Consider the following 26,042-nt stretch of genomic DNA (forward strand, 5'->3'; position numbering starts at 1 on the left):
TGTATGATTGATTGGAGAGAGAATAATCTATCATACACGCTTTTTATATAGTAATGAACAAGTTTGATTAAATTGTATTGTGGACCACGTCCTTGAAATTATAGTTTTTTAGAATAGTACATCCAAGAGGATGCGTCCCATTATCAACATGGTAATTAATGTCTTGAAGAACGTCTAAGATTTCGTATTCAGGCGTAGTGATATCAAAAGTATACTGGAAGAGATGGCCGTGATCAGATAATACTGTGGCAATGAGCTCCTTATTCTCCATGTTATAATCCAGCAGCTTCATAAAGTATTACCTCCTTTAATAGATAGTCAATTAAGAGATAAATGATGTGATTCTAATTTAGAATAATTATAATCTAAGGAGTATTATACTTTACTTTACCACTAATATAAAGAAATATGTACGAATTTAAGTAAGCCTGGAACATAATGGTCTTTGACTAGAGAGAAAGAGGCTGTGACATAATGTAATGTCTCAACCTCTTTCAGCATCTTGGCAGTAGATGACTGATTTGAAAATGCGCTTGTATCAAGCTTTTTTCAATTCTAGTCATCCTTGCCGGGGCGGGACTACGAAATCTTTTTGTTCAAATTAGATTTCTGTCCCGCTCCCAATCTAAAAAGAGGGTTCGGTTCTCTCAATATTACAAGTCCTGATAAATGATAAAGAGGGAATTAAAAATATAGTGATTAATCAAAAAATTAGACGGAAGGGAGTCTTAAAAGATAGAATTTGTCAAAGCTGCTGACGAATTAATAGGTCCAGCGAGGTTTTTCTCTAAATAGGTAGAAAAATAGGAGCGAGACTACGAAATCTTTTTATTCAAATTAGATTTCTGTCCCGCTTCCAAAGAGTAATATGTTCATGAATATAAAAGACTAGTAGTTGTTTTCAACTACTTCTATAGTTTACCACGGATATAGAAACCAATGCAATTACCAATATTAAATAAAATTTTTATAATTAAAATATTGCCAAAATTAGAACTTGAATAAAATACGGATAATAAAGCTAATGGTATTGGTATTAATATGTAAAATTGATAGAATATAATGCGTGCGGAGGTGACATACATGGAAGAACTAGGCTCATTTATAGCTATAAGTTTACTCATAATTATCGTTCCAGGACCCGATTTTTTTATAGTAATGAAGAATTCAGTTTCTTCAGGTAAACGCAATGGTTTGTTAGCAGCGACAGGTATAGCCTCGGGTCATTGTTTGTATTCGCTACTCGCAGTTTGTGGATTAATCGTTATCGTTACAAAGTTCCATTTATTATTCTTAATAGTTAAATTCTTTGGAGTGGCTTACTTAATTTATCTTGGTGTAAGGAGTATTATTAGCGCTCGTCAAAGTATGAACTTTACCACTTCAGGCATTCAACACCAGCCCACGAAATATTTCACTTCATTTCGACAAGGATTTCTTAGCACCACTTTAAACCCTAAAGCTTTATTATATTATCTAAGTATATTACCTCAATTTATCGATACAGGCGTAGGTTTAAGTTTACATATACTACTATTACTTGGTTGTCTAATCATGGCGATTTGGATTTGGTTTATCTTCTGTGTCTATATCTTTCAATATATTAAAAAGTTCTTTGCGAATCGTGTCTTTAAGGCAGTCTTCGACTATGCGGTCGGTTTCATCCTCATTGGCTTATCCATCAAATTATTACTCGGTTAAAAAAAGTGCGGGCTTATATCAAATTCTTACACTATCTTTAAAATAGTAGGTAAGAGGATGAGGTATAACGCCACGCACTTTTTAATCATTTTAAGGACGATTTTGAGCAATAAGTATAATAATACCACTTAGTATAAGAATAAGCGTAGTCAAGCCAGCAACAATGATAGCGCCAATATGCCCCGTAAAGATGAGCGCCATCGTAACGAATAATAGAATCATTGCAGTTAGAAAATGCCAAAGGGCTGAAATAATACGGCAAGCCAAATGATTAAAGTAAGCTAGTACTACAGCCGGTAGAAAAAAGATAATAAATGCTACGACATTAGCTAAAACTTCTTTGGGGTGATCTAACGAAGCGGTGTTAGAGCCAGGTAGACGTGAGGCTGCTATTACCAGCTGAGTAACTACTATCAATACTAATGATAAAAGAGCACTCGAAATTCTTGTTACCAAAATTTCACACCTCATTTCATTTAACAATATAAGACCATTGTTGCTGATTAAACTACAAGTGTCAAAAATCTATAACGCTGTTGAGTACTGAGCGTTATAAATAGAAAAGGGAGCGGGACTACGAAATCTTTTTATTCAAATTAGATTTCTGTCCCGCTCCCTCAATATTAAGGTTGACTGACATGTTTATAAGCAAAGTTTCTTTTGCTTATAACAAAGTCGTCTCCTCTCAAATATTTAAGTCTCAAAAAAATTTATAACTTGATAAAAGTACCATTATCGCCTAGAGCAATTTTTAAGAGAGGTGAACAAAGTAGTCTAAATTATCAAGTAGGCTCCCTAATAATACTGCTAAAATAACTGTTGTAATGCTGAGAAAAATATGAAGCGGATGTATTTCATTTTTCTCTTGCTTATCAGATAATATAAAAGCAATGAAGACAGCAGTAATTGCTCCGATTGAAATAGTAAGGATCATATTTCTGCCTCCCAGTATTAACGTAAGCTTTCATTATCTGCATTCTATCAAAGTCTAGTTAGCAATATAAAGCTTATATTACGAAAAAAACCTTACAATTGTGTAAGGTTTTTAACATTTTAGTAACACTGAGTAAACTTATCAGAGTAGAAAGTCTATCAGTAAGCTTATTGTATGTGATGTATTAGACTGTCATATTTGTAATATCTGAGTAAATGGTGGCTTTAATTGATTTAGCGACGTTTATTTATCAACCGCGTCAGTTTTAATATTTTTAGATTTTAAGAACTTTTTAATCTTATCTTGTTGTTTGCCGTTCACATCACCCGCGTATTTTGTAGAAACATCAACTACATTGAGTTCATTTTGAGGTTGATAATCGAGCTCTTCAATATCTTCATCGGCATTTTTAATCGTACTGTTTAAAGCTGTGAAATATTTAATGATACGGTCCACATCTTCTTTGTAGCCCTTAGGTAAAGTGTTATTTTCTACATATTTTTTAAAGCGGACATCGTTTTTGATAGATAAATGAGATAGCTTCGATAACTGGTCGGCTTGTTTATCTGTAATTTTTTTATCCGAGCCGTACTGTTTATCCAATTTATACTGCATTAGGTATTTGTTATCGAGAATATCCGAGTTAATATCAACATACTTTTGAATAGCACTATTCATTTCTTCTTGTGAAAGTTTTTTGCCCTTTTCTTTAGATTGGAAGATATCTTTTTCACTTAACTTTTTCACATTTTTAGGGGCATGTTTAGAACTATGACCATTATCGTCATCACCACTATGACCACATGCTGCGAGCGCGAGTGTGAGCACACAGATTAATCCAAGTATTAAATATTTTTTCATTTTCCACTGGATCTCCTTTAAGTTTTTTCGTTTAATGTATGAATAGATTCATTCTTTAGAGTACCACGATTTCAACGTGAAGAAAAATAAGTGTATATAGAAAAGAATGACATATTATTGAACAACAAATTAAACGTTAGGGCAGGGACCTAATAAGTGAAATGATAAGACTCCCGGAAGTCTTAATACTAATAATCTGTTTAACTATGAGAAGAGTTTTTAACAATAACACAAGACATACCCTGTTCTTTTATAGTTAATCTCTCGTAAGATTAGAGATATTGGCTATTAAAATCACATATAGTGATAAAAAACTGTTATTGAAAAGACCTAACGCTCTTTTTGGTGGAGAAATAAAACAATAGCACTAAGCTGTCTTCAATACGAAAAACGCTTAGTGCTATTATTTATACTATTGCTATAGCTGAAATTTAATTATTACTTATTAATAAATGATAGGTGGAATAAGCAAGAATTAATTGCGAATTATATAGTCGAATGCGTTGAGTGCTGCATTTGCCCCAGCACCCATTGAAATAATGATTTGTTTATTACGGTCATCTGTTACATCGCCTGCTGCAAAAATACCAGGTATGCTTGTAGCGTTTTTGCGATCTATCATTATTTCATTAGCTTGGTTAAGCTCAACGTAGTTATCGAGCCATTCAGTATTAGGAAGCAAGCCAATTTGTACGAAGATACCATCTAATTCTACTTGATGTTCTTCGCCAGTTTCTTTGTCTTGATATTGAATACCTGTAACGCTTTCTTCGCCTAATACTTCTGTAGTTTGTGCATTTTTAATGATAGTTACGTTCGGTAATTCTCTCAAACGTTTTTGTAAGACTTCATCAGCTTTCAACTCTGGATTCCGTTCGAGTAACGTTACATTTTTAACAATACCCGCGAGGTCAATCGCAGCTTCTACGCCGGAATTGCCGCCACCGACAACTGCAACATCCTTACCTTCAAATAATGGTCCGTCACAGTGAGGGCAGAAAGCAACCCCTTTGTTGAGCAAGCGATCTTCTCCAGGGACTTGAAGCTTACGCCAACGCGCACCAGTTGAAATAATAACAGTCTTACTGAGTAGTTTAGCATCATTGTCTAAAGTGACTTCGATACCGTCGTCTGTCTTCTCTATACCTGAAGCTTGAACACCTTTCATCACGTCTACATCATACTGGTTGATATGGTCTTCGAGTGCAGAGGAGAATTGAGGTCCTTCAGTTTCTTTAACGGTTACGAAGTTTTCAATTGTTGCTGTATCGTTAACTTGGCCACCGATACGATCTGCAACGATTCCTGTGCGTAGCCCTTTACGTGCTGTATAAATAGCTGCAGTACCACTTGCAGGTCCGCCACCAATGATGAGAACCTCATAAGGATCTTTATCATTAAATTCTGACGGATCTGATTTGCTGCCTAATTGGTTGAGAATATCTTGAATAGACATGCGTCCATTTCCAAACTCTTCTCCATTTAGGAAGATAGAGGGTACAGCCATGATATCTTCAGATTCTTCTTTAAATACTGCGCCATCAATCATAGTGTGTGTAATGTTAGGATTGATAACGCTCATGAGATTTAGGGCTTGAACTACGTCAGGGCATTTTTGACAAGTTAAACTAACATACGTTTCAAAGTGATATTCTCCATCTAGAGATTTGATTTGATTTATAACACTTTCTTCTTCTTTAGGTGGACGACCGCTTACTTGTAATAGGGCAAGTACGAATGAGTTAAATTCATGACCCATTGGGAGGCCGGCGAATGTAACGCCAGTATCCTCATCTGGGCGATTAACTGTGAAACTTGGTGTACGTTTAAGTGATGTTTCTTCTACACTAATTTGTGATGACATTTCAGACACTTCGTTTAAAAGTGATTTAAGTTCTTCTGATTTATCATCTGAACCTAAACTTGTTCTTAAGACTACGTCACCTTCCATTAGTTGAAGAAGTTGTTTCAATTGTGATTTTAACTCGTCATTAAGCATTTAAATCAATGCCTCCTTAGATTTTACCAACTAAATCAAGGCCTGGTTGTAACGTTTCAGAACCTTCTTCCCATTTAGCTGGGCAAACTTCGCCTGGATTCTTACGTACATATTGCGCAGCTTTAATCTTGCTAACTAATGTACTAGCATCACGACCAATGCCTTCCGCGTTGATTTCTGCAGCTTGTACAACACCGTCTGGGTCGATGATAAATGTACCGCGATTAGCAACGCCGCCTTCTTCGTCTAATACATCGAAGTTACGAGTAATAGTTTGAGAAGGGTCACCAATCATAGGATATTGTACTTTGTTGATTGCTTCAGAGTGATCATGCCAAGCTTTGTGAACGAAATGTGTATCAGTAGATACTGAGTAAACATTTACACCAAGGTCTTGTAATTTGTCATATTGATTTTGTAAATCTTCTAATTCTGTAGGGCAAACGAATGAGAAGTCTGCAGGGTAGAAGCAAAGAATACTCCAAGAACCTTTAAGATCTTCGTCAGTTACTTCAAAGAATTCATCTTTCTTAGGATCATATGCATTTGCTTTGAATGGTAAGATTTCTTTACTAATTAGAGACATAGTGAAACATCCTCCTATATTCGTAATCTTTATTTGAATTAGAATTATTTGAAGGTACTACAGCCCCTTATTTATAATAATTCTAATCTCTTAAGTCTAATTATCACATGGTAAATTTAATTAGTCAACATAAGCGCTCTGTGAAATAAATTATTGAACTGACAGTTATTTATTAACCTTTTATATCTTGTTTATGCACGCTTTACCAAAATATCACAATTTCTTATAAAATGAGAAATAATGAGAGTTGAATTTCAATTAGAGTATTTTATTCTCAACTGGAAAGTGAAATATTAAAAAGATGTTGGTACAATAGTTTTTAGGATTTGAGCACGGGGCCCCAACACAGAGAAACTGGAACATAAAGGTCTTTGACTAGAAAGAAAAAGAGGCGGGACAGAAATCTTTTTATGCAAATTAGATTTCTGTCCCGCTCCCTCAATTTCACTCATGAAGAGCTATTTTTTATAATCAACCTTATCTTTCACGGTCCCAATAACGCACGCGTTCAAACGCTTTAACTATCGCATTTGGTTCATCTGAAGTGATGACGCCAGGTGCTTCGAAGTTAACTTTACTATTAGCCATTTGTTCTTTCGCTTTCTCGTTAACTACGATCGGTTTGTTATGTTTATAAGCGAGTTCTGCAAACTCTTCCGCTGCTGGATGAAGGTCTGAACCATCAGAGAGTACGATAAAGCTATCGAATAGAGTTGGATGAGCAGTATCATAAGTTTCAGTGATACCGAAATCCTCTTCAATAGCTTTAGGATGAGCACCTATGAAAGCAAAGTTAAGTTTGTTATCACTAAACACTTGTGCATAGGATTTCAATGTTTCTTTGTCAATATCTCCATTTGTAGCTACGGCTACTGAATGACCTTCTAATGGGATATTGTATTTCGTCATAGTAAGCTGACTATCTTTAGCGTCTGATTGTACTTCTTCATTTTCTTCAGGCACTTCTACGCCTACGTTTTGTGCTACGCGTTCCGCTAGTTTACGATCCACTTTGTTAAGTTGGTTTACTGCATTTTGTTTTACTCCAATATCTTTACATTTACCAATTTCGAATGAGAAACCATCGACAGTGTGGTCGTATTCTGGCTGTGTTAAGCTGTTGAGATAAAGTCGTGCTTGAGTGTAATAGTCTTTAAAGCTGTCACTACGTTTACGGATTTTACGACCTTCAACTTTTTCTTGATAGTGTTCATAGCCACCTTCTTCTCTTGGAGTCGTATGTGGATCATTGTTGTTAAGGTAATTCTTATGATAAGCTGTTTGACCTTCGTGACGATTCATCTGATGCATTCCATCACGTTGGTTGTTGTGAACTTCATTGACAGGGCGGTTAATTGGAATTTGGTTGAAGTTAGGTCCGCCAAGTCTTGAAATTTGAGTATCTGTGTAAGAGAATAAGCGACCTTGTAATAGGGGATCATTTGAGAAATCGATACCAGGAACAATGTGACCAGGGTGGAATGCTGCTTGTTCAGTTTCATCAAATACGTTTGTAACATTTTGGTTAAGCGTCATTTTACCAACAATCTTCACTGGGACTTGATCTTCTGGCCATATCTTAGTTGGGTCTAAAATATCGAAATCAAAGTCAAACTCTTGTTCAGGTCGAATGATTTGAAGACCTAATTCCCACTCAGGGTAGTCGCCTTTCTCAATTGATTCGTATAAGTCTTTACGGTGGAAGTCTACATCTTTACCGTGCAATATTTGAGCCTCGTCCCATACGAATGACTCGAGACCTTGCTTAGGTTTCCAGTGGAATTTAACAAAGTATGATTGACCTTCTTTGTTCACTAATCGGAATGTATGCACTCCGAAACCTTCCATTTGTCTATAGTTCTTAGGAATACCACGATCACTCATTGCCCATACTGCTGTGTGTGTAGATTCTGGGTTTTGAGCAAAGAAATCCCAGAAAGTATCGTGAGCTGAGCCACCTTGAGGGACTTCGTTATGCGGTTCAGGTTTAACAGCGTGAATCAAATCAGGGAATTTAATCGCATCTTGAATAAAGAAGACTGGAATATTGTTTCCTACAAGATCAAAGATACCTTCATCAGTATAGAATTTTGTTGCAAAACCACGTACGTCACGTACAGTATCAGGTGAACCCTTAGAACCTTGTACTGTGGAGAATCTTACAAAGACAGGTGTCTTTTTCTCTGGCTGTGTCAAGAAGTCTGCAGAAGTGTATTCTGAAAGGTCTTCATACACTTGGAACTCCCCATGCGCACCGAATCCACGAGCATGCACGATTCGTTCAGGAATACGCTCATGGTCAAAGTGCATTATTTTCTCTCTGAAGTGAAAGTCTTCGAGTAGACTTGGCCCGCGATCGCCTACAGTTAGAGTGTTTTCATCTTCGCTAATTTTGACTCCATTATTAGTCGTCATGGCTTGTTGATCATTATTTTTTCTAAATTGATTCAATTGTTCTTGTTTTTTATTAGACATACTATTCCCCCACTTTCTTATAGGTATTATTCCACATTTATTAAAAGTGAAACGTAATTAAAAGTACGCTTAAATTTTAATTTAATAGGAATAGTAGCGGTTAGTAATTTAATGTATACGTAACAAGCTTCTATATTAAAAGAGGGATAAATGCTGACGGTCGAGAGGTAGTAATCTATCAAATCTGATACATAATAGTGCATAATTTGTGAACTCAACCTAGGGAGCGGAACAGATATCTTTTTATTCAAATTAGATTTCTGTCCTGCTCCCCTCACATCACGTTTCAGAGCTGCCAGGTAATGGCTTGTTTGAGGCACAAATTCGAGGCCAACATAAAGACATCTCACTCCACTGGATGACTCAGTAAAATGAGATGTCGTTTTTATAAACTGCAACATTAATCGTACTTGCTTGCCTAGAGTATGAATCAAACATGTAGTCCCTCGAATACTACTCAGCACCTAATAACCTCGTTATAAATTTCCATTCTTATATTCATCGGCTTATCATTCTAAATAAGTGTTAAAGAGCATTCTCTATTTTCACTTTCTTGAACAGTTCTGTTTTAGGCGCTTTTAATAACCGTTGCTTGTGTTAATTGTTTCTACTATTTGCTTTTTCCAAACTTATCATTCCATTCTGCTAACTCTAATAAAACAGGTTCTAATGATCTGCCATATTCAGTTAATGAATAAACGACTTTAGGAGGGACTTGGTTGAATACTTTGCGGTCTATGATACCTTCCTCTGACAATTCATGTAACTGATTGGTTAACATTTGCCTATTAATAAAAGGAATATTTTTTAGAAATTCATTAAACCTTCTATCGTTATCTAATAACTCTAATATGATGATTGTTTTCCATTTTCCTACGATAAGGTTAATAGTTGTCAGCGCCTGGCAGGTATAACCAGGGTTATCTTCAGCTGTTATTATTTTATGTCGAGTAGAGAGTGTATGTTTCTTCCCCCAACTATTCATACGAGCTAACACCGGTTCTAATGAAGCTCCATACTCAGTTATAGAGTATTCAACCTTTGGTGGAACCTGGTCATAAACTTTGCGACTAATAATTCCATCCTCTTCAAGCTCTCGTAATCGTAACGTCAGCATTCTCTTATTGATATCTGGAATGAGCTTTTGAAGTTCACTATATCTTAAAGTGCCTTGGGTTATTAATTGATAGATAATGATAGGCTTCCATTTCGCTACAAATATTTCTAAAGTGTTCTGCAAACTTTGATATTCCATCTCAACACCACCTTTTTAAGGGCTTAAATATATAATAGTCTAATAATTGTTCCCAAGTAAAATAATTATCCCTACTTTTATTACTCCACATTTTGGTTAATAATGAAAATCATCAAAGCAATTAGGAGGTACAATTAAGATGAATATATTAAAGAAAGATCAAGTTTTTCCTCAAGGTAATCATATGTTTTCTATAAAACTTATTAGACCAGGATTAATATGGCAAGACCCAGAATTGGATGACTATGCTTTTGGTCCTTTGAGTAGAATTGACCATGCAAATTTAGCAAAAGGTACCCTCGTCCGCATGCACGAACATGTTAATGATGAAATATTAAGTTATATATGGAAAGGAAATATGTTGCATGAAGATTCCACAGGAAAGAAAGTAACTATTTCGCCTGCCAAATACATGATGATGGGTGCAGGTAAAAGTTTTTTTCATGAAGAATCAACACCAAATGAGTCAGTAGAGATGCTTCAAATATTCATTAGACCGCGAGAAAAAGATCTAGAACCAGAAGTGCAATTTTCAAGTGCAGAAATAAAGAGTAATAACGACTGGAATTTAGTTGCTGGTCCAGAAAATATTGATCCCCCTTTAACAATTAGACAAGATGTTATCGTAATGGATTATCATGGTAAGAAAAACGATGTTATTGAAGTGCCTCAATATGATGGGATGACCCCTTGGCTGTATGTAATGGATGGTAGCATTAATATTTCTAATCAAACCCTCGACAAAGGAGAAGCTATTACAACTGAAGACAGTGATTTTTCAGAGGTTAAGTTATTAAAAGACACAACTTTAGTATTATTCTTAGTAGATTTAAATGCACCTATGACACTTGCAGGGAATTTCAGTGGTGTTAAAAAATAAAGAAGAATCGACTTTGATAAATGATTATAGATGATGATATGGTTAGCAGGGGCTTTCTGAATGGGTTTAAACTGGACATTCCTAAATGATTGGATTTAGAACGTACCCAACTAAAGTTAGATTTCAAATTCTATCTTCTGAAGTAAAGGTCGGGACGAAAAGTTTCTGGACTATTTAAGCACAGAGAGGGAGCGGGACAGAAATCTAATTTGAACAAAAAGATTTCGTAGTCCCGCCCCGGCAAGGATGACTAGAATTGAAGAAAGCTGGATACAAGCGCATTTTCAAATCAGTCATCTACTGCCGAGATGTTGAAGGGAGCGGGACAGAAATCTAATTTAAATAAAAAGATTTCGTAGTCCCGCCCCGGCAAGGATGACTAGAATTGAAAAAAGCTTGATACAAGCGCATTTTCAAATCAGTCATCTACTGCCAAGATGCTGAAAGAGGTTGAGACATTACATTATGTCCCAGCCTCTTTCTCTCTAGTCAAAGACCATTATGTCCCAGGCTCTGTTTTGACCGTCAATCTCTAAATATGTAATATAATATATATATTATAATCGTCAGAACATATAAGTTTTAAAACGAATGAATGTCGTTTATTTGCAACTAAATACGAATTAGTAAAGGAGTTGCGCAAGCAAGTTCTATCACTGCAGCAGGCACAGTAGAAGGCGCAGTTTCTGTATTAGTAAATGCAATACCTGGATTAGGTCAACTGCTATTTCAGGAGCTACGTCAGCTCTCATTGGCTTTTTAGCTTCAGGTGGAGTCTACATAAAAGGAAAAGGTGCTACAGTGAGAAAAATAGGTTGGCAATAAAGAAAGAGGTGTTATTCTGAATTATAATCTAATAATTGCAATTATCGTCTTTGTAGGAGTATTTATAGGGTCTCTCTTAACATTTAAATTAATAGAATATAAAAATATTGATAGCATTATACTAAAGGTCATTATAGGGATGATTTTTAATGGTGTAATTATTCTTCTATTATACTTATTAGTAAATCTAATAATATAGAAGGCATTTTTACCTTTTTGTCTTCTAGAGGGGAGCGGGACAGAAATCTAATTTAAATAAAAAGATTTCGTCGTCCCGCCCCGGCAAGGATGGCTAGAATTGAAAAAAGCTTGATACAAGCGCATTTTCAAATCAGTCATCTACTGCCAAGATGCTGAAAGGGTCTGGGACATTACATTATGTCCCAGCCTCAGGGACTGGCGACTTCAACCGGTCCTATTTTTAATACAAAAAGAGCGCAATTATCTCTATAATTAAAAGTACTCAACCACTCAAAATTAAGGAGATAATGCGCTTATGTTTAATATACTAACAACACTTAAGATTAAAGAAAAAACATTACCTCTTTAATGGATAATGACAGTCTAACCTCTTTAATCAGTTGGAATATTGTCACTTCGACTGAAAGTGTTTGATCTGTAATAATATTTAAGGTTAGCCCAGTATTAATCAAACGTTGAACAACGGCTGTACAAAATGGTTACATCGACTTTTACTCAACTAATTATTTAAGATATATTCATCTGCATCAATCGCACGCTACCCATAGCTCCGTTTTCTCTTTATTGTAATAGATATTTCAGCAAGCAAATTCTTCGTTGAATTTAATCTGTACCATTTACTGCGCAACAAAATGAGCTATTCAAATGAAACAGAAACTGTGCCGACATCAGTATACTTTGCCTGATACGTGCCCTTCTTAACTGGGATAGGTGAGATAAATGTACCTGACGAGATGATCTGTCCTTTTTTCAACCTTTTATTATGAGATGCAAGTTTTTGTGCGAGCCACTGTAGAGACTTAATCGGATTACCTAGAACCTCACTGGAGCTCCCTGTAGCGATCTCTTCATCATTGTAAACCAATGAAAGATTGATATTTGCAAACCCTTCATAAGTGAGCGGTTTAGTTTCTTCTCCTACGACGATTAAGCCCGTAGCTGTATTATCAGCTAGTAAATCTGCAAGTGTAAAGTTAGGGAACCAATCAATATAACGCGCATCTGGCACTTCGATACCTGGGGCAATGCGCACATGATTGATTATATCTTCAGCGGTAGGGTTTGAAGGTAAGTCTGCCGTCAGTATAAACATGATTTCTGGTTCAATAAGAGGTGAAAATAATTGTGAAAGTTTAATCACGCTCTCGCTTTTATGTATTTGATGAGATAATAGTGTGCCATATGCGGGTTCATGCGTTTGGGCAATACTCTGTGTTGCCTCGCTTGTCATGCTTACTTTATAGCCAGCTATATCTGACTGCTCATCTTTCATGAGTTGATTAATCAGTAAATCTTGAGTGGCATAAGCTTCATCTTCTGTGAGTGATACTTCTTGACTAATAAATGGAATAGGTTGATGTGTTCGATAAGCATGAAGTAATTTTTCAGTAACGTTATCATTTCCTGCAGACATAATAAAAATCTCTCCTAACTTAATTATCTGAAAATTGTTATTACTATGATACGGTTTATTTGTATTTTGTGCAACTGATAGTAATCTGAAAAAGAGGGGGCGGACAAAATAATAGAAATATGCTTCGATACAGTAACTGGCTGAATTTGGATTGTAACTCTGCAGGCAAAGATCTATGTTCACATAGAGAAGGTCGCACTTTAACTCATTGAGGTTAAGTTATAAATCAATATAGATTTAGCAAGATGAAGCCTTTGTTAGTAGCGATCTAAAATTTTTTATTGAGCCAGGCTTAATAGAAGTCTAGTCAATCATATGGAGTGATAACAGAATCACAGAGGTTTCTGTCGCAAGCTCATATACCTATTAGCTTATTATCTTAAATAGGTTTACTATCAGTTTGTATTTTAAGAAAGATGGGTAAAATTAAATTAATAATATTAAGATAAATTAAATAGAAATATAGATTTAAAGGAGTGACTATCGTGTCTGATTACGTATATAACTTGCTTAACAAGCACCATTCAGTTAGAAGATTTAAGGATCAACCTCTACCTGATGAAGACGTAAAGAAATTAGTAGAAGCAGGACAAGCGGCATCTACGTCTAGTTATCTACAAACGTATTCCGTTATCGGTATAGATGATATAGAAGTGAAAGACAGCTTAAAAGAAGTTTCAGGTCAACCTTATGTAGTTAAGAATGGATACTTATTTGTGTTCGTCATAGACTTTTATAGACACTCTCTAATGGATAAAGAAAAGAGAGAGGAACTACAAGAATCATTTGGTTCTACTGAGAATTTATTGGTTGGATCAATAGACGTAGCCCTCGTGGCACAAAATATGGCTGCTACTGCTGAAGATATGGGATATGGCATAGTTTATTTAGGTTCACTTAGAAATGATGTTGCACGGGTGAAAGAAATTTTAGACCTCCCTGACTATACCTTCCCTTTATTTGGGATGGCTGTAGGTAGACCTGCTGATGACGAGCAGGGGACTGCTAAACCAAGATTGCCATTTGAAGCTGTTTTTCATAAGAATAAATATATACATGATGCTGATCAACATCAAGCGCTCATACGAGATTACGATCAAGTAGTAAGCAGTTACTATGATCAACGCACGAATGGCGAGCGTACTGAAACATGGAGTAATCAAGTTATTAATTTTATGAGCACTAAACAACGCCTTGATATGTTAGATGAGTTAAATAAGTCAGGATTCATTCACAAATAGTGGATTATGTGAGGGTGCTTGCTTTGAGAATTTAAATTAGAGCTATTGGTTGCATACTCATTTTTAATAAATGTGTAGAGAGGGATTGGTATCATTGGCGATGTTGAATCAATTTTTTCATAAGTGTTATCGCGGGTTTAATAAATTAGTTACGCGCAACCCGTTTGCTGATTATACGAAACCCCAATTCGATAAGGATGAATTAGAAGAAGGTTGGGAAAAATATACTAAGAAAATAGCGATTGGTGCAAGTGCTTGTGTAGACAACACTGCTGAGCGTATCTTTATCCTTATTTCATTTAATAAGCAACAGGTAAACATGGATATGTTTATGCAAATGAATGGACGATTGATGATGTGGAATGATCTCGATAATCCAAAGTATAAGGAAGCCATATACCAACACATGATTGCACAAGCACCTAAGCTAGTTGATCGCGTTCACAAAGCTTATCGTAATTCGCACGCTACACCTCTAGCCTTTACTTTAATTCAATATGAATTTGAATCAGGAACTACTTATTCTCATAATGTTTCACGAAAAAGTAGTGAAGCGCATCTAGATAGAACACCAGCTTTTTTAAAGTGGTTTGATGATGTACGTGATGAAACTAAGCGCCTTCATATAGGCAGTCGTAAAGAATTGACATGGGGGCCATTTAAATCAAAGTTATAAATAAAGCACTCTAACTGAGCATGAGGTCAGGACAAAAGCGTTTAGGATTTGAGCAGGGGGCCCCAACACAGAGAAACTGGTAAACCAGTTTCCACAAGCTATGCAAGTTGGGGTGGGGCCCCAACACAAAGAAACTGGTTCATCAGTTTCCACCAGCAATGCGAGTTGGGGTGGGTCCCAACAAAGAGAAACTGGGACATAAAGGTCTTTGGTTAGAGAGAAAGAGGCTGGGACATAAATCCCAGCCTCTTTCAGCATCTTGGCAGTAGATGACTGATTTGAAAATGCGCTTGCATCAAGCTTTTTTCAATTCTAGTCATCCTTGCCGGGGCGGGACTACGAAATCTTTTTTATTCAAATTAGATTTCTGTCCCGCTCCCTCTTTCAGCATCTCGGCAGTAGATGACTGATTTGAAAACGCGCTTGTATCAAGCTTTTTTCAATTCTAGTCATCTTTGCCGGGGCGGGGCTACGAAATCATTTTATTCAAATTAGATTTCTGTCCCGCTCCCATCGTGATTTCTGTCGACAATCCTGCTGTTGGGATGCCGTTGATCGGTTTCCCAGAGCACAGAATCTTTATGTCTCAACCTCTAGGGGGATGCTCGGTTAGAGTGCAATTATTATTGTTCTTAAACCTTAACTTTCTTGTGTGGATAGCTCATCATAATGTTTACTATTGTAAGTATTTTTATCTAGGTGATGAGTGAGTTTAGCTGTCCCTGCACCAGCTAACATCGAATCATTGACATTCAGTGCAGTACGACCCATATCGATAAGGGGTTCAACTGAAATGAGTACACCTGCTAACGCAACAGGTAAGTTGAGTGTTGAAAGCACGATGATAGAAGCGAACGTTGCGCCGCCACCCACACCAGCTACACCGAATGAACTGATAATGACGATGCCTATAACACTTAGTATAAATTGTAAATTAATATCTACGTGAGCGGCTGGAGCAACCATTATGGCAAGCATTGCTGGATAGATACCTGCACAGCCATTTTGACCTATCGAAAGACCAAAGGACGCTGAAAAGTTAGCTATACCATCAGGTACACCTAAACGTGCTTTTTGCGTCTGGATATTCAATGGCAATGAACCAGCGCTTGAGCGTGAAGTAAAGGCAAATAAGAGTACTTCTGCTGTCTTTTTGACAAATGTAACGGGGTTTAAACCGAGTCCAGCTACTATAATGAGATGAATTATATACATCGCAATGAGTGCCACATAAGATGCAATTACGAATTTACCAAGTGTCCAAATCGCACTGAAATCACTAGTCGCTATAGTATTAGCCATAATCGCTAAGATACCGTATGGTGTCAGACGCAATACGAAAGTCACGATCGCCATTACTATTGAATATACAGCGTCGATACCACGTTTGAGTAAATTGCCGTGATCAGGTTGTTTACGCATGACACGTAGGAATGCAAAACCGACGAATGCTGCAAAAATCACAACCGCGATAGTTGACGTTGTACGTTGTCCCGTAAAGTCTAAGAATGGATTAGAAGGTAATAATTCTAATATTTGTTGCGGTAGTGTATTAGCTGTCATATCTTTTGCTTGTTTGGCGATTTCACTGCCTCGTGAGTGTTCAGCACTACCTAGGTCAATGCTTGAAGCATCGAGGTGGAAAATGAGTGCTGATAATATACCGATAACAGAAGCTATTGCAACTGTCCCAATTAGGAAAATAAAGATAAGTGTCCCAATTTTAGCGAACTTTTCACCAATTTTAATCTTAGTAAAAGCAGAAACTATAGAGACGAAGATGAGTGGAATAACTATCATTTGAAGAAGTGATACATATCCATCTCCTACGATGCTAAACCAATCTGAAGTCTGCTTTGTCACGTGGGAATCCGCACCATAGATTAAATGAATAGCAACGCCAAATATGATACCTATTGCTAACGCAGAAAAAACACGTTTTGGGAACGAAACGTGCTTTCTAGCCATAACATTTAATCCGATGAGGAAAGCCACGAGTATTATAATGTTAAGTATCGTTAATAACATATAAACCCACGCTTTCTAATCTATTTGTGTTCATGTATAATTCCGATATACATACTAAGGATAATACTTACAAATTATTTAATCAAGAAGAAATTTAAATATATATATTGAAGAGTAAGGCAGCGTTCAATGTTGACGGTGCTTTTAGTGCTATTCATTGAACAGGAATCCCATGCAGGGCTATGGGTCAAATTTAAATAGGACAATTGTTAATCTCACTAGAGTAGGTAATTGCTATTGTCTCTTCTAGCTTAGAAGAAAATAGGTACTAACTCTTGATAACGATTCACTTAGAGCCTGGGACATAAGTTCCCAAAAAAATTGCGAGAGGCTGAGACATAATGTAACGTCTCAGCCTCTTTCAGCATATTGGCAGTAGAAGACTGATTTGAAAATGCGCTTGTATCAAGCTTTTTCAATTCTAGTCATCCTTGCCGGGGCGGGACAGAAATTTTTTTATTCAAATTAGATTTCTGTCCCGCTCCCTACTTTTTTATAATCAATACTTCATATTGAATGGCTTTGCTTTTCCACCCCCAACTCGCAGTGCTTGTAGAAACTGATGAATCAGTTTCTTTGTGTTGGGGCCCACCCCAACTCGCAGTGCTTGTTGAAACTGGTTTACCAGTTTCTCTTTGTTGGGGCCCCTGCTCAAATCCTAAACGCTTTTGTCCCGACCTCTAGTGGTGAGATAGTGGGGTAATGGAAGAATATCGCAGGAGTTCGTAAAAGAGAGAAATATAGAAAAGAGGGACTAAGACAATTAGTTAAAATAGGCTTTGGTCTCAGTCCCTCTATAGATGAGTTATGTTCTTATTAAAGATTAAACAGACGCGCGAAGAACCCTTTTTTCTCTTCTCTAGGCTGAGCCAGAGGAGAAGACTTGTGAGTAGATGTAGCAGTATGAGTCTCCTCTACTGTATCCTCTTGGCTAGTTGAAGGGGTCTGTGAAGTTTTATCGTTCTGATTAGCTGTATGCTCTGATTGTGCGGCTGCTTCTCCTGATGTAGATGTTTGCCCCTTGTTAGCTGTTGCTGCTGTCTCTGTATTCGTTTGTGTAGATGCGTTAAATTGCGGCGTTCCTTCTGATTTAATAGCTGACGTTGAAGTCGAGTTATGATTGGCTTTAGAATTATCGTCAGTTGAGACTTGCGTTACTTCTTCTTGGGTAGTGTTATCTTCTGTTTTAGCTTGGGACGCTGGAGTAGCGGTCTGTGGTGTGGCTGATTGAGATAGTTTCTTCTGGTCCTCTAATAATTGAGAAGCAGTTTTAGTAAATTCGCTTTGTTCTTTATGTATTTTCTGCAAATCATCTTGTGCCGTTTTGATACTATCCGTGGAAGTTTGAATGTCTTTAAGAGACTTCGTATTATCATCTAGTTTAGCTGTAATTTGATTCTGAAGTTCTTTTAATTCACTTTGTTGCTGATGGACTTGATTGATCATTTGACCTAGCATATGACGTTCATCGCGCATTTGTTGAATTTCTGTGCGCAGTTCGTCTATTAAATGAGAGACATTTTGATCTGTAGGAAGTTGATTGTCGTCATCTTTAACGATAACTTGCAGAAAATCTTTTTCTTTTTCAAGTTCTTCGAAAGCTAGATCATAGCTATTAGTTTCTTTGACTTTCTCCGCTATATCTTTGAAAAGATCAATATCATCTTCCTTGAAATCAGTAGCTTCTCTACCGCGATATTCTGTCTTGTTTAAATGATAGCCACGCTCTTCTAGATGTTGGACGATTTTACGAACTTGTTTCTCACTGAGTTCAACGCGTTGAGCAAATTCTTTAGTTAACATAGACACGTTTCCTTTCGTAGAAAAATACTAGGTTTTACACTGACCTCTGTCTGCGGTAAGTGAAACCTCAGTCTTACCTCTATGTTAGTTTAAAACGTTTAAGCTATGATTTCAAGTGCATTAGAGAGACTAATGTGTAGTTTTACGTAACTTCATCTGTTCTAACAGCTGATAAATAATCGTTCGCGGTATCTTATTAGCGAATACGTATTTAAGTATGTAATTTGATTTGACACTTGTGCCGTAAATATCTTTTGAGAGTTCAATATTAGGTTTTATATACAAATCTTTAGCTACTGAAGAGGTTTCATTTTTTAAACTCGGTCTAACGTAATCAATTTCATGTTGTTTCCTGAAACCGTGGTTTTGTAGAAATTCTTGTCGGTGATGAATAGCAGTTTGAGTTTCTTCATCTGGATCTTCAGGTTCTTTTGGTACCTCAAACATAATAAAGTTAACATCTCGTTCATGTACTTGATTAGATAGCTTGTTAATTTCGCTTTTTACTTCTTCAAGCGTGTCGTCCATTAGCTGGTCGTGATGCGGTACATTTTTTGCTATGAGGTAAATTAAGAAAGAAGAATTAGTTGTTGCCTCATAGTGCGCTGTCGCTAAACTCACTACCTCATCATTTTCAATCCCGACTAAAAAAATATAATCATCTTTAGTGTACTTATTCTCTAAAGATTGTTTAAATATTTTTGAGTCTTCATAGAGAGATATATTTAACTTTTCGTCGTACAACGATAATGCCTCGGCAAATAAAGGTTCTTGGCTCGATTTAACTAATTGAAACTCCATGTTACTCCCCCTCCCAATCATATAATCTTTAAGCTCGTATCGATATAAATAGGGTGTATGTCAAGAATAATCTATTTTTTTAGCCACGCCAACATTAAATTAAATAAAAAACCAACACGAAGTCATACTCAAGGGTAGAACTCAGTGTTGGCAAGTGATAGATACTTATGGAAATTCAATTATTAGTTCGGGTTTAGCGCATCTACGTCTTAACAAAAGAAGGCGGCTCCTTAAATCGTAATTAAACGATCGTGTTCTAATCTTATTGCTCATCTCTATTCCCTAATATGACAGATAGCGACTTAAATAATTTTTAAGACTTAGGGCCTTCAGACTCTTCAGCGTAGTGCTCGTCTTTTCTTTGATCATTGACTTCTTCGTCATTATAAGCTGCGTTGTTATCTTCAACTTCTCTGTGATTTGATTCGTCTTTAGAAGCAACTAAAATTAACTTATCATCAAGAATAGCTTCTTTGTAACGTTTTTCTTCTTCTTCACTTAAGTGGTAGTTTGCTAATACAGCTTGTTCTGAATCTTCCCCTGTAAGCATCTTTGCCATTGCATCGCTAAATGTGCCACTTGTAACGATTAAACTAATTTCAGAGTCGTGAATGCGCTCATCCTTTAACTTTGTACGGCTTAACACAGTTAATTCATAGTCTTCATAGCCTTCAGAATGCTTCTTATCAATTTCATTAAATAGCTCGTCTGTGTTTTCAACAATTTTAAATTCTGTCATAGCAAATTCCCTCCATCTTTCTGGGCGAAGTAATTATAGAACTTTTACCCTTAATCTAGAAATAACAAACGTTTCACTTATATTATATAACTTTTAGAAAAGCTAGACAAACTCCTGCGTGTTAGGGAGGAGAGTGTTCTCTAATTAGTTAGAGACCTGAAATAGAGTTGATTATTTAGAATATTGAGTATACTTTCAGTGATATTGAAAAAAACCCGCAAATTTGCTATTATCAGTTAATAATTTATTTAACTCATATAATCTAAAGAATATGGCTTTAGAAGTTTCTACCATGTTGCCAGAAACAACGTGACTATGAGTAACAATTCAATACATCTTTAATGGCGTTCACTTTGAATTACACTATCCAACCAAGTATCTAGCTCCTTATCCCCTTTTAAGATACAGAATTAAGACAAGTTGGCTTATTGAGGGTTTCAACGAATAGGTAACAAGGTGGAAGTAGACGCATTGTATTGCAAGTTAACTCATAGTTCCTAAATTTCGATATTTAGGGATTTTTTTGTACTTAAAATAGGAGGGTATAAAGTGAACTTGTTGCAAGAAAAAGTAAAGGAAGACGGCGTCGTTATCGATGAGAAGATTCTCAAAGTCGATGGCTTCCTAAACCATCAAATCGATGCCGATTTAATGTGGGAGATAGGTCAAACATTCTACCAACAATTTAAGGATGAGGAGATTACTAAGATATTAACCATTGAGGCTTCAGGTATCGCGCCTGCTATTATGGTGGCTAAACGTTTTGGAGTGCCATGTTTGTTTGCTAAGAAAGCGAAACCGAGCACGTTAACTCAAGGTGCATACTCAACAGATATACACTCTTTTACTAAAAATAAAACGTCTCATGTGATGATATCTGAAGAATTCCTTAACGCCAATGACCGCGTACTTATCATAGATGACTTCCTTGCTAATGGAGACGCCTCACTCGGTCTAAATGAGTTAGTTCAACAAGCAAATGCTACTACAGTTGGTGTGGGGATTGTTATTGAAAAAGCATTTCAAGCCGGGCGCCAAAAATTGAATGAAGCCGGTCTTAAAGTTTCATCTTTGTGTGAAGTTGCATCGTTAGCTGGAAACAAAGTGACGCTAGTAGGTGAAGCTTAAATGGTTAGAAATTTCATCTTAAGTGTTCAACATCTATTAGCCATGTATGCTGGAGCAATTCTAGTACCTATTATCGTGGGTAAAAGCTTACATTTCAACGCTGAAGACATTGCTTTTCTCGTCACGGTAGATATATTTATGTGCGGTGTAGCGACTTTTCTTCAAGTGTGGAAGGGCACTGGGACAGGTCTACCTATCGTCCTCGGTTGTACCTTTACGGCCGTAGCACCAATGATACTCATCGGACAAACACAAGGCATCAGTAACTTATATGGTTCACTCTTCCTATCTGGAATCCTTGTAGTGCTGATTGCTCCGTTCTTCTCATTCTTGGTGAAGTTCTTTCCTCCGGTCGTAACGGGCAGTGTAGTGACGATTATAGGAATTAATTTAATGCCTGTAGCCATGAACTATTTAGCTGGTGGCGAGGGTGCGAAAGATTACGGTGATGGACGAAATCTCATCTTAGGTTTAGTTACGTTAATTATCATATTAATCCTTCAACGCTTCACTACAGGTTTCCTGAAATCGATTGCTATCTTAATAGGGCTTGTGCTTGGCACGATTATTGCAGCTTGCTGTGGTATTGTTGATACCGGTCAAGTAGCACAAGCGCATTGGTTTGCGCTACCACAACCGTTCAGGTTCACGGGCTTTAGTTTCGATTTAGGTGCTACACTCGTCTTCTTTATTGTAGCTCTTGTAAGCCTTATTGAGTCGACTGGTGTCTATCATGCGTTGAGTGAAATCACCGGTAAGAAGTTAGAACGCAAAGATTTGCGTAAGGGTTACACTGCGGAAGGTCTAGCGATTATACTAGGCTCAATCTTTAACGCATTTCCTTACACTGCATATTCACAAAATGTCGGGCTCGTCTCTTTATCAGGAGCGAAGAAGAATAATGTCATCTACGGCATGGTAATTCTGCTCATTATATGTGGGTGTCTTCCTAAGTTAGGCGCCTTAGCTAATATGATTCCATTACCTGTGTTAGGCGGGGCGATGATTGCGATGTTTGGAATGGTAATGGCCTATGGCGTCACGATACTCGGTAATAGTGATTTTAAAAATCAAAACAACTTGCTCGTTATCGCCATTTCGGTAGGTCTTGGGGCAGGCATAAGCGCAGTACCGCAAGCCTTTAAATCCCTCGGAGAGCACTTCTCTTGGCTCACTCAAAATGGCATAGTTATCGGAGCTCTAACAGCAATTATCTTAAATTTCTTTTTTAATGGTATAAAGTATCAACAAAAGCAAGAAGATATGAAATAATAAAGCTATACTATAAATATTGGAGGCTGTAAACATGTGGGAAAATAAATTTGAAAAAGAATCTTTGACATTTGATGATGTGTTACTCATGCCAGCTGAATCTGATGTACTACCGCATCAAGTAGATTTGAGCGTGCAACTGTCAGATAAAATCAAGCTGAACATTCCATTAATTTCTGCAGGTATGGATACGGTGACTGAATCAAAAATGGCAATTGCGATGGCACGCCAAGGTGGTCTAGGTGTAATTCATAAAAATATGAATGTTGAAGACCAAGCTGATGAAGTACAAAAAGTTAAACGTTCAGAAAATGGAGTTATTACTAACCCATTCTTTTTAACACCTGAAGAAAAAGTGTTTGAAGCAGAAGCATTAATGAGTAAGTACCGCATATCAGGCGTACCTATCGTTGAAGATAAAGACACACGAAAGTTCGCAGGTATTATTACTAACCGTGACTTGCGTTTCATCGAAGATTTCTCAATTCAAATTTCAGATGTAATGACTAAAGAAAATCTTGTTACAGCTCCAGTCGGCACTACGCTTTCTGAAGCGGAAGAACTGTTGCAAAAACATAAAATAGAAAAATTACCCCTCGTAGAAGATGGTCGTTTAGAAGGGCTTATTACGATAAAAGATATCGAAAAAGTACTTGAATTCCCTCATTCTGCAAAAGACGAAAGCGGTCGACTACTCGTAGCAGCTGCTATCGGTATCGCTAAGGATACAGATATTCGTGCAGAAAAACTCGTAGAAGCAGGCGTAGACGCTCTCGTTATAGATACAGCTCACGGTCACTCTAAAGGTGTATTAGAGCAAGTGAAACACATTAAAGAAAAATTCCCACAAGTCACACTTATTGCAGGGAACGTGGCTACTGCAGAAGCAACGAAAGCACTTTATGACGCTGGCGCAGATGTCGTGAAAGTAGGTATTGGACCAGGGTCAATTTGTACAACTCGTGTAGTTGCTGGCGTAGGCGTACCTCAAATTACGGCTGTATATGATTGCGCTTCTGAAGCACGCAAACAAGGTAAAGCAATTATTGCTGATGGGGGTATTAAATTCTCCGGCGACATTATTAAAGCTTTAGCAGCTGGTGGTCATGCAGTTATGTTAGGTAGCTTACTGGCAGGTACAGAAGAAAGTCCAGGAGCAACAGAAGTGTTCCAAGGTAGACAATACAAAGTTTACCGTGGTATGGGCTCTTTAGGTGCTATGGAACACGGTTCAAACGACCGTTATTTCCAAGAAGATAAGACGCCTAAGAAATTTGTGCCAGAAGGTATTGAAGGTCGTATCGCTTATAAAGGGCCATTACAAGATACAATTTATCAACTTATGGGCGGTGTAAGATCTGGTATGGGTTACACTGGATCTAAAAACTTGGAAGCTTTAAGAGAAGAATCAAGATTTACACGTATGGGCCCAGCCGGTCTAGCAGAAAGCCACCCACATGATGTTCAAATTACTAAAGAATCACCAAACTACTCATTCTAAGTTAGTTAATTAAAGGAGATCTAATTGTTATGGATATAGCGAACGAGCAAGAGCTCATACTTGTCTTAGATTTCGGCAGTCAGTACAATCAACTCATTACACGTCGCATCCGTGAGATGGGCGTGTACAGTGAGTTACATGATCACGAGATATCAATAGAAGAAATCAAAGCAATGAACCCTAAAGGTATCATCTTGTCAGGGGGACCTAATTCAGTTTATGCTGAAGATTCGTTCACGATAGACCCAGCTATTTACGACTTAGGTATTCCCATCTTAGGTATTTGTTACGGCATGCAACTGACGACAAAGCTGCTCGGTGGTAGGGTTGAACGTGCTAATCAACGGGAATATGGCAAAGCGATTATTAATGCTAAATCTGACAAATTGTTCTTCGGTTTGCCTGAAGAACAAACTGTCTGGATGAGCCATTCAGATAAAGTGATTGACATTCCAGAAGGTTTTGAAGTTATCGCGGATAGTCCTAGTACGAATTATGCAGCTATTGAAGACAAATCACGTCGTATATATGGTGTGCAGTTCCATCCGGAGGTACGTCATACAGAGTATGGTAATGATCTATTACGTAACTTTGTTCGTCGCGTATGTGAATGCACAGGTGAGTGGACGATGGAAAACTTTATCGAGTTGGAAATTGAGAAGATTCGAGAACAAGTCGGTGACCGTCATGTGCTATGCGCAATGAGCGGCGGTGTGGATTCATCTGTTGTAGCAGTATTGTTACATAAAGCGATCGGTGACCAATTAACTTGTATTTTCGTCGACCATGGTCTATTGCGTAAAGGTGAAGGCAATATGGTTATGGAACAATTCGGTGAAGGGTTTAATATGAATATCATTCGCGTGAATGCGCAAGAGCGGTTTATGAAAAAATTAGAAGGTGTATCCGATCCTGAGAAGAAACGTAAAATTATCGGTAATGAATTCGTGTACGTCTTTGATGATGAAGCGGCTAAATTAAAAAATGTCGACTTTTTAGCTCAAGGTACACTTTACACTGACGTGATTGAATCTGGAACGAAGACAGCTCAAACGATCAAATCGCACCATAATGTAGGCGGTCTACCGGAAGACATGGAATTCGAATTGATTGAACCGATAAATACATTATTTAAAGACGAAGTTCGAGAGTTAGGAATTGAGCTAGGTATACCGGAACATCTCGTCTGGAGACAGCCTTTCCCAGGTCCAGGTCTCGGTATTCGTGTTCTAGGAGAAATAACAGAAGATAAATTAGAAATCGTACGTGAATCAGATGCGATTCTACGTGAAGTGATACGTGAAGAAGGTCTTGAACGTGATATTTGGCAATACTTCACTGTGCTACCAGGTATTCAATCTGTCGGAGTAATGGGCGATTATCGTACGTATGACCATACGGTTGGTATTCGCGCAGTAACTTCTATTGATGGTATGACAAGTGACTTTGCTCGTATCGATTGGGATGTCTTACAAAAGATTTCAAATCGCATCGTCAATGAAGTAGATCATGTCAATCGTGTTGTATATGATGTGACATCTAAGCCACCAAGTACCATAGAGTGGGAATGACATAAAAGTGTGATAAAAGAGCTAGAAGAGGCTGGGACATAAAGATCTTTGATTAGAGAGAATAAGGCAATTTCTATTGTAATAATACAGAAATTGCCTTTTTTACTATTATTTTGACTATAGTTAGCTCGTTGAGCTACTACTTTTCTTA

23 protein-coding genes, 2 pseudogenes and 1 riboswitch are annotated in these 26,042 nt (G+C 37.2%); of the genes and pseudogenes, 9 read left to right on the forward strand and 16 right to left on the reverse strand.

Going from position 1 to position 26,042, the window contains the following annotated elements; all coding sequences use genetic code 11:
- Positions 1-67: 67 nt before the first annotated feature.
- Positions 68-292: a hypothetical protein gene (locus tag N9R04_RS07565; protein ID WP_262856103.1), complete on the reverse strand. Its 225-nt coding sequence runs from the start codon at positions 290-292 to the stop codon at positions 68-70.
- Between the two features lie 791 nt (positions 293-1,083).
- Here N9R04_RS07565 and N9R04_RS07570 point away from each other — a divergent pair.
- The gene (locus tag N9R04_RS07570) at positions 1,084-1,701 is read left to right on the forward strand and encodes a LysE family translocator (RefSeq protein WP_262856104.1); all 618 of its coding nucleotides are present in this window, start codon (positions 1,084-1,086) and stop codon (positions 1,699-1,701) included.
- 90 nt (positions 1,702-1,791) lie between these two features.
- Here the strand turns inward: N9R04_RS07570 and N9R04_RS07575 are convergent, their stop codons facing one another.
- The 8 genes and pseudogenes from N9R04_RS07575 to N9R04_RS11475 form a co-directional block, all read right to left on the reverse strand.
- On the reverse strand, positions 1,792-2,157 hold the full coding sequence (locus N9R04_RS07575) for a YdeH family membrane protein (RefSeq protein WP_262856105.1): 366 nt from the start codon (positions 2,155-2,157) through the stop codon (positions 1,792-1,794).
- 295 nt (positions 2,158-2,452) lie between these two features.
- The gene (locus N9R04_RS07580; RefSeq protein ID WP_262856106.1) at positions 2,453-2,635 is read right to left on the reverse strand and encodes a hypothetical protein; all 183 of its coding nucleotides are present in this window, start codon (positions 2,633-2,635) and stop codon (positions 2,453-2,455) included.
- A gap of 243 nt (positions 2,636-2,878) precedes the next feature.
- The gene (locus N9R04_RS07585; RefSeq protein WP_262856108.1) at positions 2,879-3,496 is read right to left on the reverse strand and encodes an NDxxF motif lipoprotein; all 618 of its coding nucleotides are present in this window, start codon (positions 3,494-3,496) and stop codon (positions 2,879-2,881) included.
- A 475-nt stretch (positions 3,497-3,971) separates the two neighbouring features.
- Positions 3,972-5,495 carry an alkyl hydroperoxide reductase subunit F gene (ahpF, locus tag N9R04_RS07590; RefSeq protein ID WP_262856109.1) on the reverse strand — a complete coding sequence of 508 codons (1,524 nt, stop codon included), beginning with the start codon at positions 5,493-5,495 and terminating at the stop codon, positions 3,972-3,974.
- Between the two features lie 16 nt (positions 5,496-5,511).
- Positions 5,512-6,081, reverse strand: coding sequence for an alkyl hydroperoxide reductase subunit C (gene ahpC, locus N9R04_RS07595; RefSeq protein WP_262856110.1), 570 nt, complete (start codon positions 6,079-6,081; stop codon positions 5,512-5,514).
- A 477-nt stretch (positions 6,082-6,558) separates the two neighbouring features.
- Positions 6,559-8,556, reverse strand: a complete 1,998-nt coding sequence (locus N9R04_RS07600) for a catalase (RefSeq protein WP_262856111.1) — start codon at positions 8,554-8,556, stop codon at positions 6,559-6,561.
- Positions 8,557-9,166: 610 nt separating this feature from the next.
- Positions 9,167-9,541 (reverse strand): winged helix-turn-helix transcriptional regulator, encoded by a 375-nt coding sequence (locus tag N9R04_RS11470; RefSeq protein ID WP_262856138.1) that lies wholly within the window; start codon positions 9,539-9,541, stop codon positions 9,167-9,169.
- Positions 9,518-9,811 (reverse strand): annotated as a pseudogene (locus tag N9R04_RS11475) (winged helix-turn-helix transcriptional regulator); the annotation flags it as partial. The gene N9R04_RS11470 and the pseudogene N9R04_RS11475, both read right to left, overlap by 24 nt.
- 139 nt (positions 9,812-9,950) lie before the next feature.
- Between N9R04_RS11475 and N9R04_RS07615 the strand changes: the two are divergent.
- A complete protein-coding gene (locus N9R04_RS07615) occupies positions 9,951-10,691 on the forward strand; it encodes a pirin family protein (RefSeq protein ID WP_262856112.1) in 741 nt (246 codons plus the stop codon).
- A gap of 1,663 nt (positions 10,692-12,354) precedes the next feature.
- Here N9R04_RS07615 and N9R04_RS07620 read toward each other — a convergent pair.
- Positions 12,355-13,131, reverse strand: coding sequence for a 2-keto-4-pentenoate hydratase (locus N9R04_RS07620; RefSeq protein WP_262856113.1), 777 nt, complete (start codon positions 13,129-13,131; stop codon positions 12,355-12,357).
- A gap of 485 nt (positions 13,132-13,616) precedes the next feature.
- Between N9R04_RS07620 and N9R04_RS07625 the strand changes: the two genes are divergently transcribed.
- The 3 genes from N9R04_RS07625 (at position 13,617) to N9R04_RS07635 (ending at position 15,264) form a co-directional block, all read left to right on the forward strand.
- Positions 13,617-14,372: an NADPH-dependent oxidoreductase gene (locus tag N9R04_RS07625; RefSeq protein WP_262856114.1), complete on the forward strand. Its 756-nt coding sequence runs from the start codon at positions 13,617-13,619 to the stop codon at positions 14,370-14,372.
- Positions 14,373-14,466: 94 nt separating this feature from the next.
- A complete protein-coding gene (locus tag N9R04_RS07630) occupies positions 14,467-15,048 on the forward strand; it encodes a hypothetical protein (protein ID WP_262856115.1) in 582 nt (193 codons plus the stop codon).
- Positions 15,049-15,096: 48 nt separating this feature from the next.
- Complete coding sequence (locus tag N9R04_RS07635) at positions 15,097-15,264, forward strand: hypothetical protein (RefSeq protein ID WP_262856116.1); 168 nt, start codon at positions 15,097-15,099, stop codon at positions 15,262-15,264.
- A gap of 423 nt (positions 15,265-15,687) precedes the next feature.
- Here the strand turns inward: N9R04_RS07635 and N9R04_RS07640 are convergent, their stop codons facing one another.
- From N9R04_RS07640 to N9R04_RS07660, 5 genes are all read right to left on the reverse strand, one after another.
- Positions 15,688-17,076: an L-cystine transporter gene (locus N9R04_RS07640; RefSeq protein WP_262856117.1), complete on the reverse strand. Its 1,389-nt coding sequence runs from the start codon at positions 17,074-17,076 to the stop codon at positions 15,688-15,690.
- A 499-nt stretch (positions 17,077-17,575) separates the two neighbouring features.
- Entirely contained in the window at positions 17,576-17,731 is a 156-nt protein-coding gene (locus N9R04_RS07645; protein WP_262856118.1) for a hypothetical protein, read from the reverse strand.
- Positions 17,732-17,892: 161 nt separating this feature from the next.
- Entirely contained in the window at positions 17,893-18,879 is a 987-nt protein-coding gene (locus N9R04_RS07650; RefSeq protein WP_262856119.1) for a hypothetical protein, read from the reverse strand.
- A 129-nt stretch (positions 18,880-19,008) separates the two neighbouring features.
- A complete protein-coding gene (locus N9R04_RS07655; RefSeq protein WP_262856120.1) occupies positions 19,009-19,680 on the reverse strand; it encodes a hypothetical protein in 672 nt (223 codons plus the stop codon).
- A gap of 313 nt (positions 19,681-19,993) precedes the next feature.
- Positions 19,994-20,419 carry a general stress protein gene (locus tag N9R04_RS07660; RefSeq protein WP_262856121.1) on the reverse strand — a complete coding sequence of 142 codons (426 nt, stop codon included), beginning with the start codon at positions 20,417-20,419 and terminating at the stop codon, positions 19,994-19,996.
- Positions 20,420-20,652: 233 nt separating this feature from the next.
- Positions 20,653-20,755: riboswitch (purine riboswitch) on the forward strand.
- Between the two features lie 213 nt (positions 20,756-20,968).
- Here N9R04_RS07660 and xpt point away from each other — a divergent pair.
- The 4 genes from xpt to guaA are packed head-to-tail and all read left to right on the forward strand — an operon-like array spanning position 20,969 to position 25,891.
- On the forward strand, positions 20,969-21,547 hold the full coding sequence (gene xpt / locus N9R04_RS07665) for a xanthine phosphoribosyltransferase (protein WP_262856122.1): 579 nt from the start codon (positions 20,969-20,971) through the stop codon (positions 21,545-21,547).
- A complete protein-coding gene (gene pbuX / locus N9R04_RS07670; protein WP_262856123.1) occupies positions 21,548-22,819 on the forward strand; it encodes a xanthine permease PbuX in 1,272 nt (423 codons plus the stop codon). It begins immediately after the preceding gene.
- A gap of 34 nt (positions 22,820-22,853) precedes the next feature.
- A complete protein-coding gene (gene guaB, locus N9R04_RS07675) occupies positions 22,854-24,320 on the forward strand; it encodes an IMP dehydrogenase (RefSeq protein WP_262856124.1) in 1,467 nt (488 codons plus the stop codon).
- A gap of 29 nt (positions 24,321-24,349) precedes the next feature.
- Entirely contained in the window at positions 24,350-25,891 is a 1,542-nt protein-coding gene (gene guaA / locus N9R04_RS07680; protein ID WP_262856125.1) for a glutamine-hydrolyzing GMP synthase, read from the forward strand.
- Here guaA and N9R04_RS07685 read toward each other — a convergent pair.
- A pseudogene (locus N9R04_RS07685) lies at positions 25,828-26,042 on the reverse strand (IS5/IS1182 family transposase); the annotation flags it as partial. The gene guaA and the pseudogene N9R04_RS07685 sit on opposite strands and share 64 nt — an antisense overlap.

The sequence above is a fragment of the Staphylococcus marylandisciuri genome (assembly GCF_025519785.1).
Lineage (GTDB): Bacteria > Bacillota > Bacilli > Staphylococcales > Staphylococcaceae > Staphylococcus > Staphylococcus marylandisciuri.